An 18551-nucleotide genomic window follows, 5' to 3' on the forward strand; every position below is an offset into this window, starting at 1 on the left:
AAGTATTTACATATTTAATCAATAATAAACAAACCGAGTGCTAACATATTGTCAGCACTCATTTTATTCATTTATTTTTACGCATATCGTTATATAAAAAATTATATACGGAATGCAAATTGAGATTGGAATGATGAAATTAAAACCTCTATGCTACTGTTTATCTGTTGCTCTGCTGCCAAGTATTGCGCTTGCTGACACTACTTATGGGCAATCAACGCCTGATCTATTAACCGTTTGGAGTAGCCCGATTGCGGCCAATCCAGATGTGTTAACACAAGAACAAATGCTTGAACAAAATAAAGTGAATGCGGCACAAGCTATTGCAACATTACCCGGTGTTGTGATGCAAAAATCGGGCAACCGTAATGAATACACCATTAAAGTGCGTGGCTTTGATAGCCGTCAAGTGCCTGTATTCTTTGATGGTATTCCAACGTATGTTCCTTATGATGGCAACTTAGACTTAGCGCGCTTTACCACTAACGATCTGGCAAGCATCGAAGTCAACAAAGGCTATACCTCATTACTGCAAGGCCCTAACTTAATGGGCGGCGCTATCAATATCACCACTGCGACACCGAAAAAACCCTTAGAAGGAAGCATTGCTTATTCTCAAGGTTTTGCTCGCGGTGCTGATTATGCACATAACATGAGTGCGCGTTTAGGCGCTCGCAATGATTTAGGTTTTATTCAAATCAGTGGTAGCCAATTAAAACAACGCTTTACGCCAATTCCCGGGGCTGACGAAAATAATCAAGCAGCCGGTACACATGGACGTCGTGATAATTCAGCAACTGACGATAAGCGTGGCATGATTAAAGTAGGCTGGACGCCACGCGCTTCTGACGAATATACCCTGACTTATGTAAAACAAGACGGTGAAAAAAATAGCCCACCGTCAACATTAGGTAAGGGTAAATTTAAATATTGGGCGTGGCCAGATTACAACAAAGAAAGCTATTACTATAGCGGTGTAACACAAATCACCGATGGTATTAATCTACAAAGTCGTGCTTATCACGATAAATTTGAAAATACCCTCTATATGTATCCAAAAAAAGGGGATACTCCTGACTATAGCCACTATGACGACTACAGCACAGGCGCTGCATTGCAATTAGGTATTGATACACGCGATAGTGACCTACTCTCTTTTGCTGCACATTGGAAAGATGATGTTCATCGCGCTCAAAAAGAGAAAGGCGGTGATTGGATGCGTTATAAAGACAGAACATGGTCTTTAGCCACAGAATACCAATGGGTTGTCACCAATGATCTCGATTTAGTGGGTGCCATTAGCTATGACTGGCGTGACAGTGTTGATACTGATAAAGGGGCTGATGACAACAAACAAACCGCTTTTAACTGGGAAATGATGGCGAAATATTCTTTAGCCAATGACGATGCTGTCCGCTTCTCGGTGTCTGATCGTAGTCGCTTCCCAACGCAAAAAGAGCGTTATACCACTGAGAAACCAAAAGATGGATCAAAAGGGATTATTAATCCTGATTTAGATCCAGAACGTGCATTATCGTTCGACTTAACCTATGAAGGGCACATTACCGATAAATGGGGTTACCAAACCAGCATTTACTACAACCGAGTCAGTGATGCAATTATGGCACACACAGTTTATCGTAATGGCAACGCGTTCTTCCAAAACCAAAATAGTGGACGCATTGACTACGTGGGTCTTGATTTAGGCACGAAAGGCAACGTCACTGATTGGTTAGAACTTGGCGTAAACTATAGCTATATTCACAGTGACCCGAAAAAAATCGAACATATTGAAGGCTTACCAAAACATAAAGCTTATATGTGGATGACGTTTATTCCAGTTGAACAAGTCCGCTTTACCATTATGGAAGAAGCACAAGGCTGGACTTATAACCGTATTGATGAAGATGACAAACTCGCAGGCTATGCAAAAACCGATCTTCGTTTAGATTATGACTTTGGTTATGGTGTTTCTGCTAATGCTTCTATTAATAACCTGTTTGATAAATCTTATGAATACACTCAAGGTTATATGGAAGACGGTCGTAATTACTGGTTAGGCGTAGAGTATAAATTCTAATTTAAATCATTATTAATAAATTTAAGAGCTGATATTTATTTTAATATCAGCTCTTTTTTATCCCTAAAATAAATTTACTTTCCATAATAACACTCTAAAGATAATTAAAATCGTAAAAAACCTTTTGCCATTTCTAATAAAGTATTCATGGTGCTACTCACTATTTTGACAAAATTATCATAATTACTATTTGCAGAGCTGTATTTTTTTGATAATTCATCCAAGTTAGTATTAACGCCTTTTTCAACTGCATCTAATGTTTTCTTTATTAAATCAAACTCCGTTTGTAAAATATCATGCCCGCCTCTCGGCATTTTATCGAAATAATCAAGTAATTTATCTATTCCTGACAAATCCAAGCTAGCCTCAAATAAAAAAGCAATGTTGGGTCTAATCCCCCCGAATTATCAGTTTTTTTGTAGTTCACACCTTTAATTTGGCTAAGTAATTTTTCTACTGCATTAACCGCACTATCTACTTCAGTACTACTTTGATAATATATCTTTTCTCCATTAATCAATCGATAAAACCGACCATCATCCTCTTTCACAAAAGTCATACCCAAGCTAAAAAAACCAGGTCTTTGTGATTTTATTTTTAATAAATTTAATCTATCGTATAGAGCATCAACATTTACATTGATATATCCATCTTTACCCCCAGCCTTTGTTGCCTGACTTAATTCAGACAATATTTCTCTTAATTCCTTTACAAAATCCATATACTTGGAAAAAATATCTTTTAAAACATCTAAATAATCATTTTTACCCGCGACAATGGATTGTTTTACTTCATCAAATAAATCACTTAATGAATCTGTTGGATAACTGTCATTTGATTGCGCATTTTCTATGGCACGAGCAGCATAACTAATTTCATTTAAACTTTTCTTTTGATTAATATTATTTTTTACATATTGTTCATCAAGGTAAAAACCTTTTTCTTTACTAGAGAGATGTTCAAATTTATTATTATCTTTACTATCATTAAGATAAAGATCTTGATATTCTCGCTTTATGTCTTCTAATAAAAAACTTGAATTGTTTAAAAATTCACCTTGATTATGTGCTTGCACATTATAGAACTTATTTTCTATATGTGATTTATGATTACTTTTAGGTATATCAAAATTAATAGCAGTAGCCATAACATTAACCTTTTATATAAAAATAAAAGAAGTTGTTTCAAGAAATATTAATATTTTAACAAAACTTAAAACAACACATAAACGTTAGCACTATTGGGCTATTTTCTCTAAAAATATAAACTTTACTTTTAATCTCTATAAAAAATTAAAATCGTAAAAAACCTTTCGCCATTTCTAATAATGTATTCATTGTACTGCTCACTATTTTAACAAAATTATCATAATTGCTATTTGCTGAGCTATATTTTTTAGAGAGTTCATCAAGATTAGAATTCATTCTCTTTTCTAATGAATCAAGCGATTTTTTAAATAAATCAAATTCAGTTTGTAAAATATTTTTATATTTTACTTCTTCTTTTTTATTTTCATTATCTTTTTTTACTTTTCTCATCTCTTCTTCAATATCAAAACCAGGCCTAACTAAACCAAATAAAGATGTATTATCATAAAGTAGTTGTTTTCTTTTTTTCTCTATTTCAGCATCTGATAATACGCCATCCATAGAGATATCCGTATTTATTTTACTCAGGAAATTATCAAGATCATCAAAATCAATATAGCCAATAAAATTTAATCCAATATCATTTTTTATTTCTGATGCGTGATTTTCCTTTCTTACCTTAATGCCTTTTATATCTGTTAATAATTTTTCTATTGCATTTAATGATTGATGAACTTGCTCTTTATCTTTATAACTTATTAAGTTTTTTCCTATTTTTCTAATGTAATTTCCATCATTTTGATATTCAAATAAAAGTGTATTGTGAAAAAATGATTTCTCTCCTAATTTTTCCTGATACTCTTTTTTAACATTCTCCAATGCCTTTTTTAATTCAATATAATTAATTGCTATACATCCATCTTTCTTACCTGCTTTAGTATATTGGATAATGGATGTTATTGCTGCTCTTAAGTCTCTTACATAATCCATATAATTGGAAAAAATATCTTTTAGAACATCTAAATAATCATTTTTACCCACAACTATTGATTGCTTAATTTCATAAAAAAAATCACTCAATGAATCCGTAGAATAACCAGAATACGCAATTTCATCTTTTATAATTGGCTCTAGTTTTTTTATAGTGTTTAAGCATTGATTATAAGAAATAATATTTTTATCATATTGTGCAGAGAGAGAAATGTATATTTCCCTCTCAGTTTTTCCCTTTAAATTATTACAACTAATCCAGTTATCAAGATCAAAATCCTTTTTTTCTCGCCTTATATTTATTAATAACTCTTTCATATCATCTAAAACGTGTTTTTCATTTTTAGATGTAGAAACAACATTATTATCTGAAGAATAGATTTTCGAATGACTTGCTATATTAGACATCCCTGAATCAATAGCTTTAGCCATAAATTATCCTCTTACATTCGAACCAATTGCAGAAGCCGCATCCTGCTGCGCATGAATAATAGCTTCAATAGCTTGTAACAATGCTTTTATCACTTCTGTTACTTCGCGTTGCATCTCATTATTATTATTAATAACATGGTTATTAATGCTTCCTCTTGCTTCCAAGACTTTTTGCTTACCATCAAGTACAATTCCTTGAGATTGCAAAGTTTGGTCTGCCACTCGTGCCAAAGGGTCCGCAGTTGAAGTCACTAAGTTACCGGTGATCATTGTTGGGTTAGAATGACCAATAAGATCTTTTCCCATCCCTTTAATTGAAACAAAAGCCCCCATACCATGAACTGCCATTGAAATACCGGCACTCGTAATTGCAGCACCAATCATGATATTGGCTTTTTTATTAAGATTATCTTTTATTTGATCAGCGATATTTAATTCAATATTCATCAGCATCACACCCATTTCTCTAGATGCTTCGAACTTTTTAATCATAGACTCTAAATATTTAACAATTAAGTTAATTAATTTCATCATATCCGTAGAGATGAAATTAAACATACCCAATTTTTCTGTTTTTATATGATCATAAATATCATTGTCGTTATCAACTTCAAGTGATTTTAGTATCTTTTTTATATCCGGTGTTTTTACTTCTGGTTCAGCTAGAATTGGTTTCGATTTATTTTTTATTTTTCCTAAAATACTATTTAATTTATTATCAATCTCTTTACTTAAACTCTCTGAAATTTCTTTATTTAGTTTACTATCATTAATACCCCCCTTGTTATCAATAATTTCATTGAATTTAGAATTATAGTCATTAGATATATTATTATTACTTATTTTCATATTAATACCTTATTAAGGATAAACTTGATTAAATAGATATATTTCTGATCATGTCTGATTTAGTTCGATTACTTATAGAAGATTTTTCACTCATATTTTTTAAAATTTCAGTGATAGTATCGATATTTTCATGATAACTTTCCATTATCTTATCCATTAACTTTTGAATAAGATTTAATATGGCATCTAATTTTTTACTGTCTGCGATAGATTGCATAATTTTTGCAGAAAGAACACTACTATAAATATTAACTGCATTTGTTGCTGTTGCATTAACTAACTTAGAAATAACTACGGTTCTATTTAACATCACACCTGCCTTTTGACTGATTTCTTTAGCAAGTAGTGCGTTAATTTTCTTCATCGCTTCTTCAAGTGCTTGAACAATGATTTCTTTAATCATTTTTCCCATCATAAGTTCAAGTGCTTCATTAAAGACTCTTTTCAACATATCTCTGACTTGTTGATTAATTATTTGCTTCGCTACATTTGTTATACCATTTACGGCGGGACCAGCAACAAAACTTAATGCAATTGCGGCAATAAATAAAACCGCGGTAATTAAAGCCTTAAGTCCCATTTTTAATTTATCTTGCATTGAGTTTTTTATATCCTCAATAATTTTTTTATCTATATCTAATTTCTTTAATTCATCTAAAGAGCCATAAATCACATCCGCTAGAAAATCGACCACCTTATCTAAAGCCTCCATCAAAGCTTCATTCAGAGGTTGCATTAATTCATCCATAAACGATGTGCCATGTATCGCTTGGTACACTTCATCTGCAATAGTCAATGCGGCATCCGCGACCATTAATACAACGGCAACCGCCATTAAAGCCATGGAAGCGCCTGCCGTAAAAATAGAAGCAACACCCGCAACGATGGCGATTAATCCAGCTAACAGTTTTAATCCAATACCTGCCCAAAATTGAATTTCTTCTTGCTTTTTTATTTGGGCTTTTTGATCGTCAATTTTTTCTTTAAGTGATTTTTCCGTCACTTCTTGCATTTCCTCAAAGAGTTTTTGCTCATTTTCAGAACGCTGTAACATCACTTTTAATGTTAATTCTCGTGTTTTCGCTAATAAAAAAGTTAATAACGCCATTCCAGATAAAGAATTTGACATTATTTCAAGTTCTAATGCACTTTGATTTGTCGTAAGCGCTCTATATACTTCTTTTATTTGATCTAATTTTTCTTTTATTGACTCATTTTCTTTTTTATTAATTAATGCTCTTAGTTCATCTTTATGTGAAGTGATTGTATTAATTCTATCTTCACTGATAGAAACATTGGGCATAACTTTAAAAATATTATCAAAGAATTGAGATAGGCTACTATATAATTTATCCAAATTATCTAAGGATAATTTAGAGAGATCATCAGGTAATTTCAAAAATGGAAATATCTTTTCAAGTGATTTTTCCATATCATTTTTAGATTTGATTTTTCCTGATAATAGTTCTTTAATTAATGCGCTAGGAATATTATTGTTTTTTAAAAAGTTTTCAACTTCAGATTTCGTTTTAAAGTTATTCGATTTTATTTGATTATAGACCTCCATCCAATAATCAGTATAAGCATCTTTATTATTTTTAAATTCATTGATCACTGATTTAAATTGATCTCTTAAGCCATCAACACCTTTCGATAAGGCATTTAACTTGTCTATATAATAATCAAGTTTATCCGGATCTTTAATTTGATCTAACACATTTTGGTGAATGACATTTTGATAGGATAATTGTAAGTATAAAAAATCATACTCTTTACTTGATTTATTATCTGGGGAGTTGCTAATAACAGAAGGGGTTGGTGATGATTGTTGTTCTTGAGATATACTTCTATTATTAGTCTTTGTATTTTGTTGAGAGAAAGTATTTATTTTATACTGCACATCATCCTGAATATTAATCCTTTGATTATTTTTTTTCTGCTCAATAGGCGCTCTAAGAGCAGGTGCAGAAGATTTATTTTCTTTATCTTTAATTTGTGAAGAAACAATACTTTCATTTACAGTATTGATTCTTTGAGCTTGTTGCGTTGTATTTTTAACGACATTTTCCACTTCCTTAGAAGGTAAAGGTGTGGAAAATACCATGCTATCATTAACTTTCTTAATATCATTCATACTGTTCTTCCTTATCTTCTTTATCTGTATTAAGAACAACAAGGGGAATATCTTTTAATGATTCTAAATAAATATTGGCTCTTTCTTTTATAGCTTGATCATTAATATTTTCTGAAACTTGATGAAAACAATATTTTGCTTTTTCTTTTTCACCCAGAGATAAATTACATTGTCCTGCATAAAAGACAGGTCGATAATCATTTTTCGCATTGAGATAAGCTAAAGCATAAAGATCAATTGCTGCTTGATACTGTTTTTTTAATTGCTTAACAGCAGCAAGCCCCATAATGTAATCAACATTATAAAAATCGTAGAGACATAAAAATTTGAAAATCGCTTCAGCTTCATCCAGTTTTCCTTTCTGGTAAAAGTCATAAGCAAATGAATAGATTCCTTCCATAAATCCTTCTGGGATAGCGCCTTCATCCTTGAGTGATGCCCCATTCTGAACAATAGAAACAATATAGTTTGCTAATTGATCAATTTCTTTTTCTGACATTTTTTCATATACTGACATGATGTTAATCCTTTCATCTATGATGAATAATTAATAATGAAATTCTAAATTAACTATTAATTATTTGCTTTAATAAAACACACGCCTATTTTTATCAAAATAAATATATTATTTTTATAATTAAAATATATATGCGTTAGACTGACTTATTAGTAATTTATATAATCCATTTCTTCTCTTAATAATCCTTCATTTTCTATTCTCTTAAGCCAAATAAGAATATCCATAACATCTAATAAATCTTGATCTATCATTACATCAAATAAATGATATTTATGATAAATTTTTCTCGCTAGCTCAGGATAACGAACAACAGGCGTTCCCACTTTTTTAGCATAGGCTTTTACTGCCAATGCTTTTTCATTCATACAGCTCAATGAAACTAAAGGCATAATGCCATTATCAGGATCGAAATAGATACCAACGGCCACATGGGTTGGATTGACAATAACGGCAGATGAATCTTGGATCACTTTTTTCGTAGGTTCATCAAGCAATTCTTTATGGAACTGCCGACGAGTTGATTTTATTTCAGGATCACCTTCCATATTCTTGTTTTCTTGTTTAACTTCATGTTTTTCCATCATCATATCTTTCATAAAGATAAAGAAATCAGCAATAATATTTAAAATAAGAATAGGTATTGAAAGAATAAAAAACACAAATACAAAATTAACGACGAGTGAACACCATTTATCAACAATAATATTTAAATTCGAGCGGTATAATATAAATATTTCCGTACCATGTAAAATAATAAAAACATAACAAGTAATTAAAAATATAACTATAAATAATAATGTTTTTAACAGATCTTTTATTGTTCTTATGCTAAATATTTTTTTAAATCCAGAGATTGGATTAATATGATTAATATCAATTTTAATAGCTTCAGTCGCAAGCTTAAATCGTGAACTAAATAAAGAAGGGATCGCGCCAGATAAAAAAGCAACAACAAGTATAGGTAAAACAATATCAAAGAATAGTTTTGATATTACATCGACATAACTTTTTAACGTGATATTCGTTGGATGGAGTAAAAGAGATTGATAAAAACGACTAAATTCACTTAGATCAACTTGATGAAATAAATACATAACACCAATAAGATAAACAAGCCCTGATGTTAACTCTTTACTCTTAAAACTTTGCCCTTTTTTTGCAGAGTCATCGAGTTTTTTCTGGGTGGGTTTTTCTGTTTTTTCAGCCATGATAAATACTCATAAAAATCGTATAAAAGTATCTATTATTAAAAAATTCATAAAGCTCTGTGGTCATTGCCGAAGTAAAGAAAAGAAGTAATGATATAAAGGCAATAATTCCTTTTATACATAATGATAGTGAAAATGCATTTAGTTGAGGACAAAATAAAGAATAAACGCCCAATGCCACCTCGCTCAAAAACATAATAATCAGTACAGGTGAAACCAAAACAAGCGCCGTACGAACCATATTATTTAGCCAGTGCCCAATAAAAGAATAACCAATTTCTTTGTTAAAATAGCCAATAGGAAATACGTCATAGCTATCTTTTATCGTACTCATCAATAAAGTTAGGCCACCTGTCGATAAAAAATAGGCAGCGCAAAATAACCCCGTTAATGAAGCAAATTCAGAAGACTCAATTCCCGTAGTTGGATTGATAGTATCCCCAATACTAGCGCCCCGTTGGTTATCCACAAACTCGCCAAATGCAGACGCGATCCAAAATGGTGTAGCAAAAAGAAGCCCTATTAAAACGCCAAGAAGTAATTCACTTAATAATATAATTTCCCATATATTTCTTATTTCATCGGTAATAATAATGCTGGGTCTAATTCCCATAGCAATATAAAAAATAATGATATATTTTAATAATTGGCTATTAAGAACTCGACTATTTAAAAAAGGAATAAAAAGAAAGATAGGAAATAATCTTGCAACAAGTAAAAAAAGATCAACTAAATAAGTCTGTATATACCCTAGCAGTATTAACATATTATTTATCCTGCAAATCCTAACGTCATCATCTCTTTTGCATACACTAATATTTTATCGCCCATCCACCCCATAGTGACTAATAAGCAAACAAAAACACCAACAAGTTTTACACCAAAAGGTAATGTCTGTTCTTGTATTTGTGTAATGGTCTGTAATAAACCAATTGCCAATCCAATAAATGTCGCAATGGCAATAGGTCCCGCTGAAAGTAATATCACTAAATAAACGGCTTTATTAGCCGCATAAACCATATCCATTACCTTACCGCCATGAGTTCAAGATATTGATTAATTAGTCCTTTAGCTAAGAGAGTCCAACCATCCATAGCGATAAATAAAATTAATTTTAACGGCACTGATAATGTGACTGGGCTCATCATCATCATCCCCAACGCCAATAAAATACAAGAAACAACTAAATCAATAACAATAAAAGGTAGATAAAGATAAAAACCAATAATAAAAGCAGACTTTATTTCACTTAATGCATACGCGGGAAGCAGTGATAACAACGATTTTTCTATATTTTCTTTCTCGCCATAGCTATCAGGTCGATTTCCTTGTGCTTGTTCAAAAAAATCTAATAACTCAGGATCAGAATATTTGTACAAATATTGTTTATACTCCCCTAATGCATCGTCAGAAAATCGCTCAAAAGAATCAGGAGAGGTTATATCAACTGGGTTTTCAATAAGATATTGATAGGTATTTTTTGCTATTGGTGTCATAACAAACAAAGCCATCATTAATGCAATCGCATTGAGTACCATATTAGACGGCACTTGCTGAACACCTAAAGCATTACGAGTCATAACAAGTACGATAGAGAATTTTAAGTAGCAGGTTCCAGCAGCAATAATAAAGGGCGCTAATGTTGCTAGTGCTAACGTTAAAATGAGCGTTGTTGAGCTTTCCATATATTTAATCTTGCTGTAAATGGGAATGTTGAATTTCTACAGCTAATCGCTCACCCACTTTAATTAATTCCCCTTGAGCAATAGCAACACCATTAACAACTAATGTAATTTGTCGCGAAGCATTATCAGGTAATATAATTTGTTGTCCTGGGGCTAGTTTTTCAATTTCTTCAATAGATAATATTTTACTTGCGAGTAAAAAAGATAAGGTGATAGGAATAGTACCAATTGATTTTAAATCCTCATTTTCTTGTGTCGCTGTGTTTGTATCAATATCGTCTATTAATGCTTCTTTCTCTACCTCATTAGTCGGTAACTTTTCATCTAAAACCACCGCGTTTTCTCCTTCTTGCCATTGATAACGCATCCATTTTTTTTCACCAATAATAAGTGAAGAATTAATGCTATCAATCAACACAATATCGCCCAAAGAAAGGGTTTTTAATAACGAAACAGATATTTTGCTATTACCGAGCTGGAATTGAGCAATAGCATTTATTTTATTTTTTGAGGACAACATCCATTCATAATGCCCCTCAAAAGAGCAAATAAATACATCTCCTATTGAGGTATTAACAACGGGATAACTAACTTTTTTTTGCTCTCCTAAACAGATATTGTCTACAGTTACTGACATCTCTTCTTTCGAAAAAGGAAACAATAATTGTGAACATTTCTGTGAAAATAGAACACGAAGATAAGCTTCTGGAACCGTTTCCCAATCTATTTTTTTTTCAGCATATAGGTTATCCATGACTTGGTTAACGGCAACAAGCCCTGTAAATAAACCTAATGTATTCTGACCTTTTATTTTAAAATAATAAGCAGATGCGATAGGTAATTGCGCTTCATATAAAGAAGATAGAATTCTCATTGGATCGCTATTTTGATCCTGACTATTTTGGTCCTGATTAATACTTTCTTTAACATCTGATAAGATCATTTTTCATCTTCTTTATCATCGGAAGCATCAATTGCATTAATCTGCCAATGAGAATTATCATTTTCTAATGAAAGCGCTAATCGCCCTTGATATTGATTAAAATTGTCTAAAGAGGATTGATAAACGCGTCCAGTAGAAGCAATCAATTCGATCTTTTTATTAATATCAAAATTAACTTTCATCTGATGAAGCTCACTTCCCCATTTTTTAAAAACATAAGTAATGCTAGGAGGTTGAGTCATCTTTGATACTTCTTTATAAAGAAGACTTAAAGCGGGTATATCAAGCAGTTTTTTATCTATTAAAGGCTCTTGTATTTTCTGTTGATACTCTGGTTTTATATTATTGAACATAGATATATCATTAACTTCTTCTTGTAATTTTTTTTCATCCAATTTATCTATATTCAATTTTTGTCTTGCAGTATCAAATGAAAAATCATTTTTCTCTATTTCTTTACTGCTTGAATGATTATTTTCATGGGCTGAATGATATAGTTTTTCTATTCTATTATTATGAATATCCGATGCATTCTCTTTTATTTTAAATGCAGTATTATCTTCAGAAAAAGAGCGTTTTCCTTCATAAGAGTACTGTTTATTTTCTACTTGTTTTTCATTGTTTTTGATAGCCTTATGCGTTTTAATTTTGTTATCTATTTCTACTAGATTAGGATCAATGTCTTTCTTTTTCTCTACATTTTCCAATTTCTGATTGACAACATTTCTTTCACCAAGCAAACCTAACTCATTAATATCTAGTCTACTTTCCTTTTTACCATCAGAAGGACTAATACTTATACCTTTAGTTGATTTAAGATCACTTGCCACTGTTATATTAGAAAAAATCGGTATTTTTTTACTTTCATAATTTAATAGTGGTTTTTTTTCTATTTTCACTTGCTTTGTATGAGCACAAATTTGTGAATATATTTTTCTTTGTGTTAATAATAATCCTTCTAAATTTAAAAAATCGATTTCTTCTTTTTCATCTTTAGATTTTATCTTATTTAATTTTATTTTTAGATGATTTTTTAGATCAATATCACCCTGATGATTTAGATGATAAAAATCATCTAATTTTTGTTTTATCTTACTGAGATTTTTAGAGGAAACACTTTCATCATCAGACATTAATAATTCCAAATCAGCAGAAGAAAGTGATGATTTTTTAGAAAAAACAGACTTATTCTCACTATTTTTTTCATTAGATAAATTTGTATTCAAGATAACATTATCTGTCTTTATTAATATCATACAATACCATCTCCTGTATTTCGTTCTGTTCTAATCTTTCAATATATAACTCTTTCTCTAATGCTTTTCTTTCAAGATAAAGCTTCATTTTATTTTGTTTTTTGATCACCACTTCCCTTTCTTTTTGTAATTTTAGGCTCCCTTTTTTTAATTTTTCTAATTGATACTCTATTTCCTTAATTTGAGTAATAGAAATATTCAATGACGCTAAGACAATAGCTTGTTTACGTTTTTGTTGATTTAACGAAAGAGTAGAATAATGCCCTGCCTTTTCATACATAGGGATTTCATTTTCTAGTGCAGAAGCTAATAGCATTTGTTCTTTTTTCTTATCTTCTGCTTCTTTTATTAACTGTTGATACTTTTGTTGCTCTCTTTCTATTCTTTGCTGGCGCTTAGCAATAGCATTCATCAACACCTGTTGATTAAGAGGTAAGCGCATAAAGTTGATTTAAAGTTTGTTGAAAATCGGCTTTTTCTTTAAAAGATTGAACAAGAAAAGCCTCTATTGCTGATTGTTTATTTACAGCAAGATCGTTTAATTCATTTTCACCCGCACGATATTCCCCCACCTCTTGTAATAATTTAATATCTTGTAAACGCATCAATATTTGTCTTATTTTCAATGCTGCTTTTTGTTGCTCAACATGGGTTACTTGCTGAAAAATACGGCTTACACTGCCTAAAATATCAATCGCTGGATAATGACCTGAAGCGGCAATTTTTCGTGAAAGATAAATATGTCCATCTAAAATAGAACGAATTTCTTCTCCTATAGCATCAGGCTCATCATCACTTTCAAGCAAGACAGTGTAAAATGCCGTGATTGAACCTTTTTGAGTCACTCCTGGTCTTTCTAGGATCGCGGGCAATTTATCAAAAACAGAAGCCGGATAACCTTTGCGAACAGGAAGTTCGCCTGCCGTAAGAGCAACATCCCTTAAAGCTCGACAATAACGTGTCATTGAGTCAATAAATAATACGACATTCTTGCCTTGTTCTCGGAAGTATTCAGCAACGGTTGTGGCAACTAATGCCGCATTACAACGCTCTATTGCGGGTTGATCTGAGGTTGAGCAAATTAATACTGTTTTTTCACATCGTTTATCTGCTTTTAATTCCTCGACAAACTCTGTGATTTCACGCCCTCTTTCACCAATTAACCCGATAACAAAAACATCGGCTTGAGAAAAACGGATAAACATATTCATAAGCATTGTTTTACCCGTTCCTGCACTGGCAAAAATTCCCATTCGCTGCCCTAACCCACAACTTAATAATCCATCCACGGCACGAACGCCTGATTCAAAAATTGTGGTGATAGGGCGTCTTTCACTAAATAAGGGAGGATGACCATCAATAGGTAAATATGAATAGAAGTTTTCTTCTTCTATTTTTTTATTACTAAAACGTAATAAATAGTTACCTTTAATATCAATCATACTCCCTAAAACATTGGGGCTTAAAGCGACTGAAAAAGCATTTCCCGTCGGTACTACGATTATTTGCAAAGAATAACCTTGCGAGCTTCCCATCATACTTAAAATCGTAATACCATTACGGAAACCAATCACAATAGCTTCACCAATAATTTGACCATTAATGATTGAATCTTTTAATAGACAAATTTCTCCAATAAATACATCACGCAGCGTAACTTCAAGAATATTACCTTGTATTCGCATAGGATGAGCCGCGTGATGAAATATTGAAAATGCGTTATTCATTTTTTACCCAATAAACTGTTGATGAACGCTATTCATCATTTGGAAATATTCATCAATCGCTTTTGCCATTGACTCACCATTTTGTAGAGCAATAGGCATAAATGAGGCTCGTAGTTCTAATTCAGATTCTACTTTCACTAAAGCAGGCTGCCCCGGATAAAAACTCTCCATTTGATTATTAATACTGGTTAATAATAATGATGTGCTGCTTTGTGATAATAAGTTTTCATCATATTCACCAAGCACAGACCAGATCATAGGAACCTCATCAACAACCAATAAATTAATATCAGGCATATCACCTAAACTAATTGTTATTGTTGAATGATTATCGACAGATTTTCCCTCAGGAAATAAATCATTGCGCCCAATTACATTCATAGCATCCATAATTAAACTTGCTAGATCAACAGACATAATCTCTCCTAAATAGATTGTAAAACGTTAATTTCAATGTCAGATGTAATTTCATCATAAGACAATACAGATAACTGTGGATATTGTGTTTCTATTAGTTTTTTAACAAATCGTCTTATATCTATTGCTGTTAAAAAAACATAATCTTGAATATATTTAATCTCATCAATAGCGGTAGATATTTTTTCTATTATCATATCAAGCTCTGCAGGTTCTAAATTTAAAAATGTCCCTGAAGAACTCTGTCTTATTCCACCACGAATAATCTCTTCTACATTATGAGATAAAATAATCACATCAAATTTTCCATCTTTTGAAAAAAAGTGGCTAATATAACGTGAAAGTAGCGATCGGATATGTTCCGTTAAAAGCACAGGATCTTTTTCTTTACTTCCCCATTGTACTAATCCTCCAATAATTGTTTTTATATTTCTAATAGGGATCTTTTCTTGTACTAAACGTTGTAAAACATCATTAATTCGTTGAATAGAGACTTGTCTATAACACTCTTTTAATAGCTCTGGAGAATTTTCCTCTATTTTATCAAGGATATTTTTTGTCTCTTGTATTCCGAGAAATTCAACAATATTTAATGTAATCAAGTTGGAGAATTTTCTATAGAAATAACTTTCTGGTAATTCTACTTTATAATCTAACGATGTTAATTTATCCGACTCATTTTTATTAACCCAATAATGGCTAATATCACCATCCTTAATTTCTAATATTTTAAAATCTAAAGAAAAAAGTTCATCATTAGGATTTTCAATATAAACAAAGGGAAAAGGACAATCAAATTCATCAGCCTTAACTTCATTTATTAAAATAATGATTTTATTTTCATCAATTTTATCAGAGTAATGAATAACAATATCAGGAAGCAATACACCATATTGTAAAATAAATTCTTTTTTCAACCATTTTTCGAAAACTAGTTTTGAAAGATACGCTTTCTTCTTTGAGAATACGGTAATAATTAAAGGTAATGTTTCTGCTTGAGATAAAGTAATGTTCTCAGTTAATAAACTATTTTCATCATCTAATTCATTTTTATTTGAAAATAGGTTTGAAATAATACCTTTTTTACTTTCAGGATCGGAAGCATTATCTTCATTTTTTTCATCCTCATTTTCTGTAGCGGCTTCTTTTTTCTTACCTTTCCATTGTTTTTTAAAGAAATAGCCTCCTAATATTACCGATAAAATAAGGAAAACAGGCGTTGGAAAACCAGGTAAAAAACCAATAACAAAAGCAAGAATGGCAGTTACTAATAATGCAAAATCTTGAGCAAGCAATTCATTCATAATGCTAAAACCAAGATTATTATTTTCACCACCAACACGCGTGACAATAAAACCCGCACTGATAGAAATCAGCAATGCAGGAATTTGGGCAACAAGCCCATCACCAATGGTCAAAAGTGTATAAGTATGTAACGCTTGTGAAATTGAGAGATCCATTTGCGCCATACCGACAGAAATTCCGCCAATTAAGTTAACAAAAATAATGACAATGCCCGCAATGGCATCACCTTTAATAAATTTCATTGCACCATCAAAAGATCCATATAATTGGCTTTCTTGGCCTAATTCTTTTCTTCTTATTTTTACTTCATCATTAGTAATGATGCCGGATTTTAAATCAGCATCAATACTCATTTGTTTCCCTGGCATACCATCCAAAGAAAAGCGTGCCGCAACTTCTGCCACACGCTCAGAGCCTTTAGTAATCACTAAAAATTGCACGATAGTAACAATAGAGAAAACAACAAAACCAACGACTAAATTTTCACCGATAACAAACTCACCAAATGACGTAATAATTTCACCCGCATCTGCATCTAACAATATTAATCGACTTGTACTAATAGAAAGAGCAAGCCGAAAAAGTGTCGTAATCAATAATAATGCAGGAAAAGTCATAAAGTTTAATATTCGGGTAATATAAAATGAACTCATAAAAATAAGAAGAGAGATCGTAATATTCAACCCAATAAGGAAATCAACAATATACGTTGGCAAGGGTATAATTAACATCATAATAACCAAAATCATAACCGATAATACGATTAGCTCTGGTTTATTTTTTATTGCCAATAGGAATCTATAAATCATAGAAATTATCCATAAATTATTTTTTATTTATTTTCTTTGTTGATATTGTTCTAATCGGAGGTAATTATCTATAAGCTTTTGTATAATTATTTGGCATTCTTCTCTAAATTCATAAGATAAATATAATGATTCAGGATAATTATTGAATATCGTCTTTAGCCCTTGTAATAATTTCATTTTTATATTAACTAAATAATTCATCCATTGATTTTCTAAAAGAGAGACTAAATATTTTTCCATTTCCTCTGGAAATGTCATTCCATGAAAAACCAATTGACACAGTTCTTTATCTGTTATTGTATTTTTTAAATCTTGTTTATCGAGTTTATCTATATTGGTTTCGATAAAACTACTTAAAGCCCGTAATTTATTAACTCGGTCGAGAAAATAACCAAATTCTGAACTTTTAGAACAACTAGGCATTAATGATTGCATATCACAAATCAAGCTTTGTGTTAGAAAACTCAAGATAATTGTACATTGTTTAATGTCATATTCTTCTATCCACATTTTAAAAAAATAAATAGGCTCAAAATCAAGGTTAATAAAACTACGATAAAGATTTCTTAATGCCGAAGCATTGAGAGAGAGTAACTTTGCAAATGTTTTAGCTTGAAGCGCAATATTAATACCGGCTCTAATTTGCTTTCCATTTTCACCCTCAAGTAAACGATTTATCTCATTCTCAATACCTGCATCTAATTGTGAACCCAGCTTTTTTTTTCTTAGTAATTCTCGTAAAACCATAACGAGATCACTTTCATCAGGGAACATTTTACGTAAATAACTAAGCAATTCTTGCAAACTTCGCCCTGATTTTCTAAATAGCATCATGACTTTATCAAGTTTTTTATCCGCGCCCTCTTCTGCAATATATAATGTACTTTGTCCTCTATTTGCTTTTTTATCTAATGATTGACCAAAACGTTGAGAAAATAGTGTTGCAACCATAGACATATCATCAGATATCTCTATTAATTGATTTTGATAGTTTTGGCTTTCATTTATTTTTGGTTGTTTATACTCGGTTTCTTGTTGGCTTTTTTTACCAATACTATTGTTTGCCAAATTCGAAGACGTAAAGCTATTAATTGGCCCGATCATAGTG

Annotated in this window: 18 protein-coding genes; 1 reads left to right on the top strand and 17 read right to left on the bottom strand. The window is 31.4% G+C overall.

Features of this window, described 5'->3' with window-relative positions:
- The first annotated feature begins 133 nt into the window (after window positions 1–133).
- Window positions 134–2080 carry a TonB-dependent receptor plug domain-containing protein gene (locus BTA34_RS14640; RefSeq protein ID WP_151436784.1) on the top strand — a complete coding sequence of 649 codons (1947 nt, stop codon included), beginning with the start codon at window positions 134–136 and terminating at the stop codon, window positions 2078–2080.
- 104 nt (window positions 2081–2184) lie between these two features.
- On the opposite strand, the gene BTA34_RS14645 is transcribed toward BTA34_RS14640, so the two are convergent.
- The 17 genes from BTA34_RS14645 to sctW all read right to left on the bottom strand — a co-directional run bounded on the left by BTA34_RS14645 (window position 2185) and on the right by sctW (window position 18547).
- Window positions 2185–2433, bottom strand: coding sequence for an IpaD/SipD/SspD family type III secretion system needle tip protein (locus BTA34_RS14645; protein WP_265576106.1), 249 nt, complete (start codon window positions 2431–2433; stop codon window positions 2185–2187).
- Complete coding sequence (locus BTA34_RS14650) at window positions 2421–3227, bottom strand: IpaD/SipD/SspD family type III secretion system needle tip protein (RefSeq protein WP_151436200.1); 807 nt, start codon at window positions 3225–3227, stop codon at window positions 2421–2423. Before BTA34_RS14650 ends, BTA34_RS14645 begins: the two co-directional genes overlap by 13 nt.
- A gap of 145 nt (window positions 3228–3372) precedes the next feature.
- The gene (locus BTA34_RS14655; protein WP_151436201.1) at window positions 3373–4590 is read right to left on the bottom strand and encodes an IpaD/SipD/SspD family type III secretion system needle tip protein; all 1218 of its coding nucleotides are present in this window, start codon (window positions 4588–4590) and stop codon (window positions 3373–3375) included.
- Between the two features lie 3 nt (window positions 4591–4593).
- On the bottom strand, window positions 4594–5439 hold the full coding sequence (locus BTA34_RS14660; RefSeq protein WP_265576107.1) for a type III secretion protein: 846 nt from the start codon (window positions 5437–5439) through the stop codon (window positions 4594–4596).
- Window positions 5440–5467: 28 nt separating this feature from the next.
- Entirely contained in the window at window positions 5468–7573 is a 2106-nt protein-coding gene (gene sctE / locus BTA34_RS14665) for a type III secretion system translocon subunit SctE (RefSeq protein ID WP_151436203.1), read from the bottom strand.
- Complete coding sequence (gene sicA, locus BTA34_RS14670; RefSeq protein WP_151436204.1) at window positions 7566–8090, bottom strand: type III secretion system translocator chaperone SicA; 525 nt, start codon at window positions 8088–8090, stop codon at window positions 7566–7568. The genes sctE and sicA overlap by 8 nt, the downstream gene beginning before the upstream one ends.
- A 149-nt stretch (window positions 8091–8239) precedes the next feature.
- Window positions 8240–9301, bottom strand: a complete 1062-nt coding sequence (locus BTA34_RS14675) for an EscU/YscU/HrcU family type III secretion system export apparatus switch protein (protein WP_151436205.1) — start codon at window positions 9299–9301, stop codon at window positions 8240–8242.
- Window positions 9294–10067, bottom strand: a complete 774-nt coding sequence (gene sctT / locus BTA34_RS14680; protein WP_151436206.1) for a type III secretion system export apparatus subunit SctT — start codon at window positions 10065–10067, stop codon at window positions 9294–9296. The genes BTA34_RS14675 and sctT overlap by 8 nt, the downstream gene beginning before the upstream one ends.
- A gap of 5 nt (window positions 10068–10072) precedes the next feature.
- Window positions 10073–10327 carry a type III secretion system export apparatus subunit SctS gene (gene sctS, locus BTA34_RS14685; RefSeq protein ID WP_072069116.1) on the bottom strand — a complete coding sequence of 85 codons (255 nt, stop codon included), beginning with the start codon at window positions 10325–10327 and terminating at the stop codon, window positions 10073–10075.
- Window positions 10327–10986, bottom strand: a complete 660-nt coding sequence (locus tag BTA34_RS14690) for an EscR/YscR/HrcR family type III secretion system export apparatus protein (RefSeq protein WP_109373252.1) — start codon at window positions 10984–10986, stop codon at window positions 10327–10329. The genes sctS and BTA34_RS14690 overlap by 1 nt, the downstream gene beginning before the upstream one ends.
- 4 nt (window positions 10987–10990) lie before the next feature.
- On the bottom strand, window positions 10991–11929 hold the full coding sequence (locus BTA34_RS14695) for a FliM/FliN family flagellar motor switch protein (RefSeq protein ID WP_151436207.1): 939 nt from the start codon (window positions 11927–11929) through the stop codon (window positions 10991–10993).
- Window positions 11926–13185, bottom strand: a complete 1260-nt coding sequence (locus BTA34_RS14700) for a hypothetical protein (protein WP_151436208.1) — start codon at window positions 13183–13185, stop codon at window positions 11926–11928. The genes BTA34_RS14695 and BTA34_RS14700 overlap by 4 nt, the downstream gene beginning before the upstream one ends.
- On the bottom strand, window positions 13163–13597 hold the full coding sequence (locus BTA34_RS14705; protein WP_265576108.1) for a type III secretion protein: 435 nt from the start codon (window positions 13595–13597) through the stop codon (window positions 13163–13165). The genes BTA34_RS14700 and BTA34_RS14705 overlap by 23 nt, the downstream gene beginning before the upstream one ends.
- Before the next feature lie 13 nt (window positions 13598–13610).
- Window positions 13611–14912, bottom strand: coding sequence for a type III secretion system ATPase SctN (gene sctN / locus BTA34_RS14710; RefSeq protein WP_109373248.1), 1302 nt, complete (start codon window positions 14910–14912; stop codon window positions 13611–13613).
- Window positions 14913–14915: 3 nt separating this feature from the next.
- Window positions 14916–15329, bottom strand: coding sequence for a type III secretion protein (locus BTA34_RS14715; protein ID WP_151436210.1), 414 nt, complete (start codon window positions 15327–15329; stop codon window positions 14916–14918).
- A gap of 8 nt (window positions 15330–15337) precedes the next feature.
- A complete protein-coding gene (locus tag BTA34_RS14720; protein WP_151436211.1) occupies window positions 15338–17443 on the bottom strand; it encodes an EscV/YscV/HrcV family type III secretion system export apparatus protein in 2106 nt (701 codons plus the stop codon).
- Between the two features lie 27 nt (window positions 17444–17470).
- Window positions 17471–18547, bottom strand: coding sequence for a type III secretion system gatekeeper subunit SctW (gene sctW, locus BTA34_RS14725; RefSeq protein ID WP_151436212.1), 1077 nt, complete (start codon window positions 18545–18547; stop codon window positions 17471–17473).
- Window positions 18548–18551: the final 4 nt, after the last annotated feature.

This window comes from Proteus sp. CD3 (assembly GCF_008808075.1).
Lineage (GTDB): Bacteria > Pseudomonadota > Gammaproteobacteria > Enterobacterales > Enterobacteriaceae > Proteus > Proteus appendicitidis.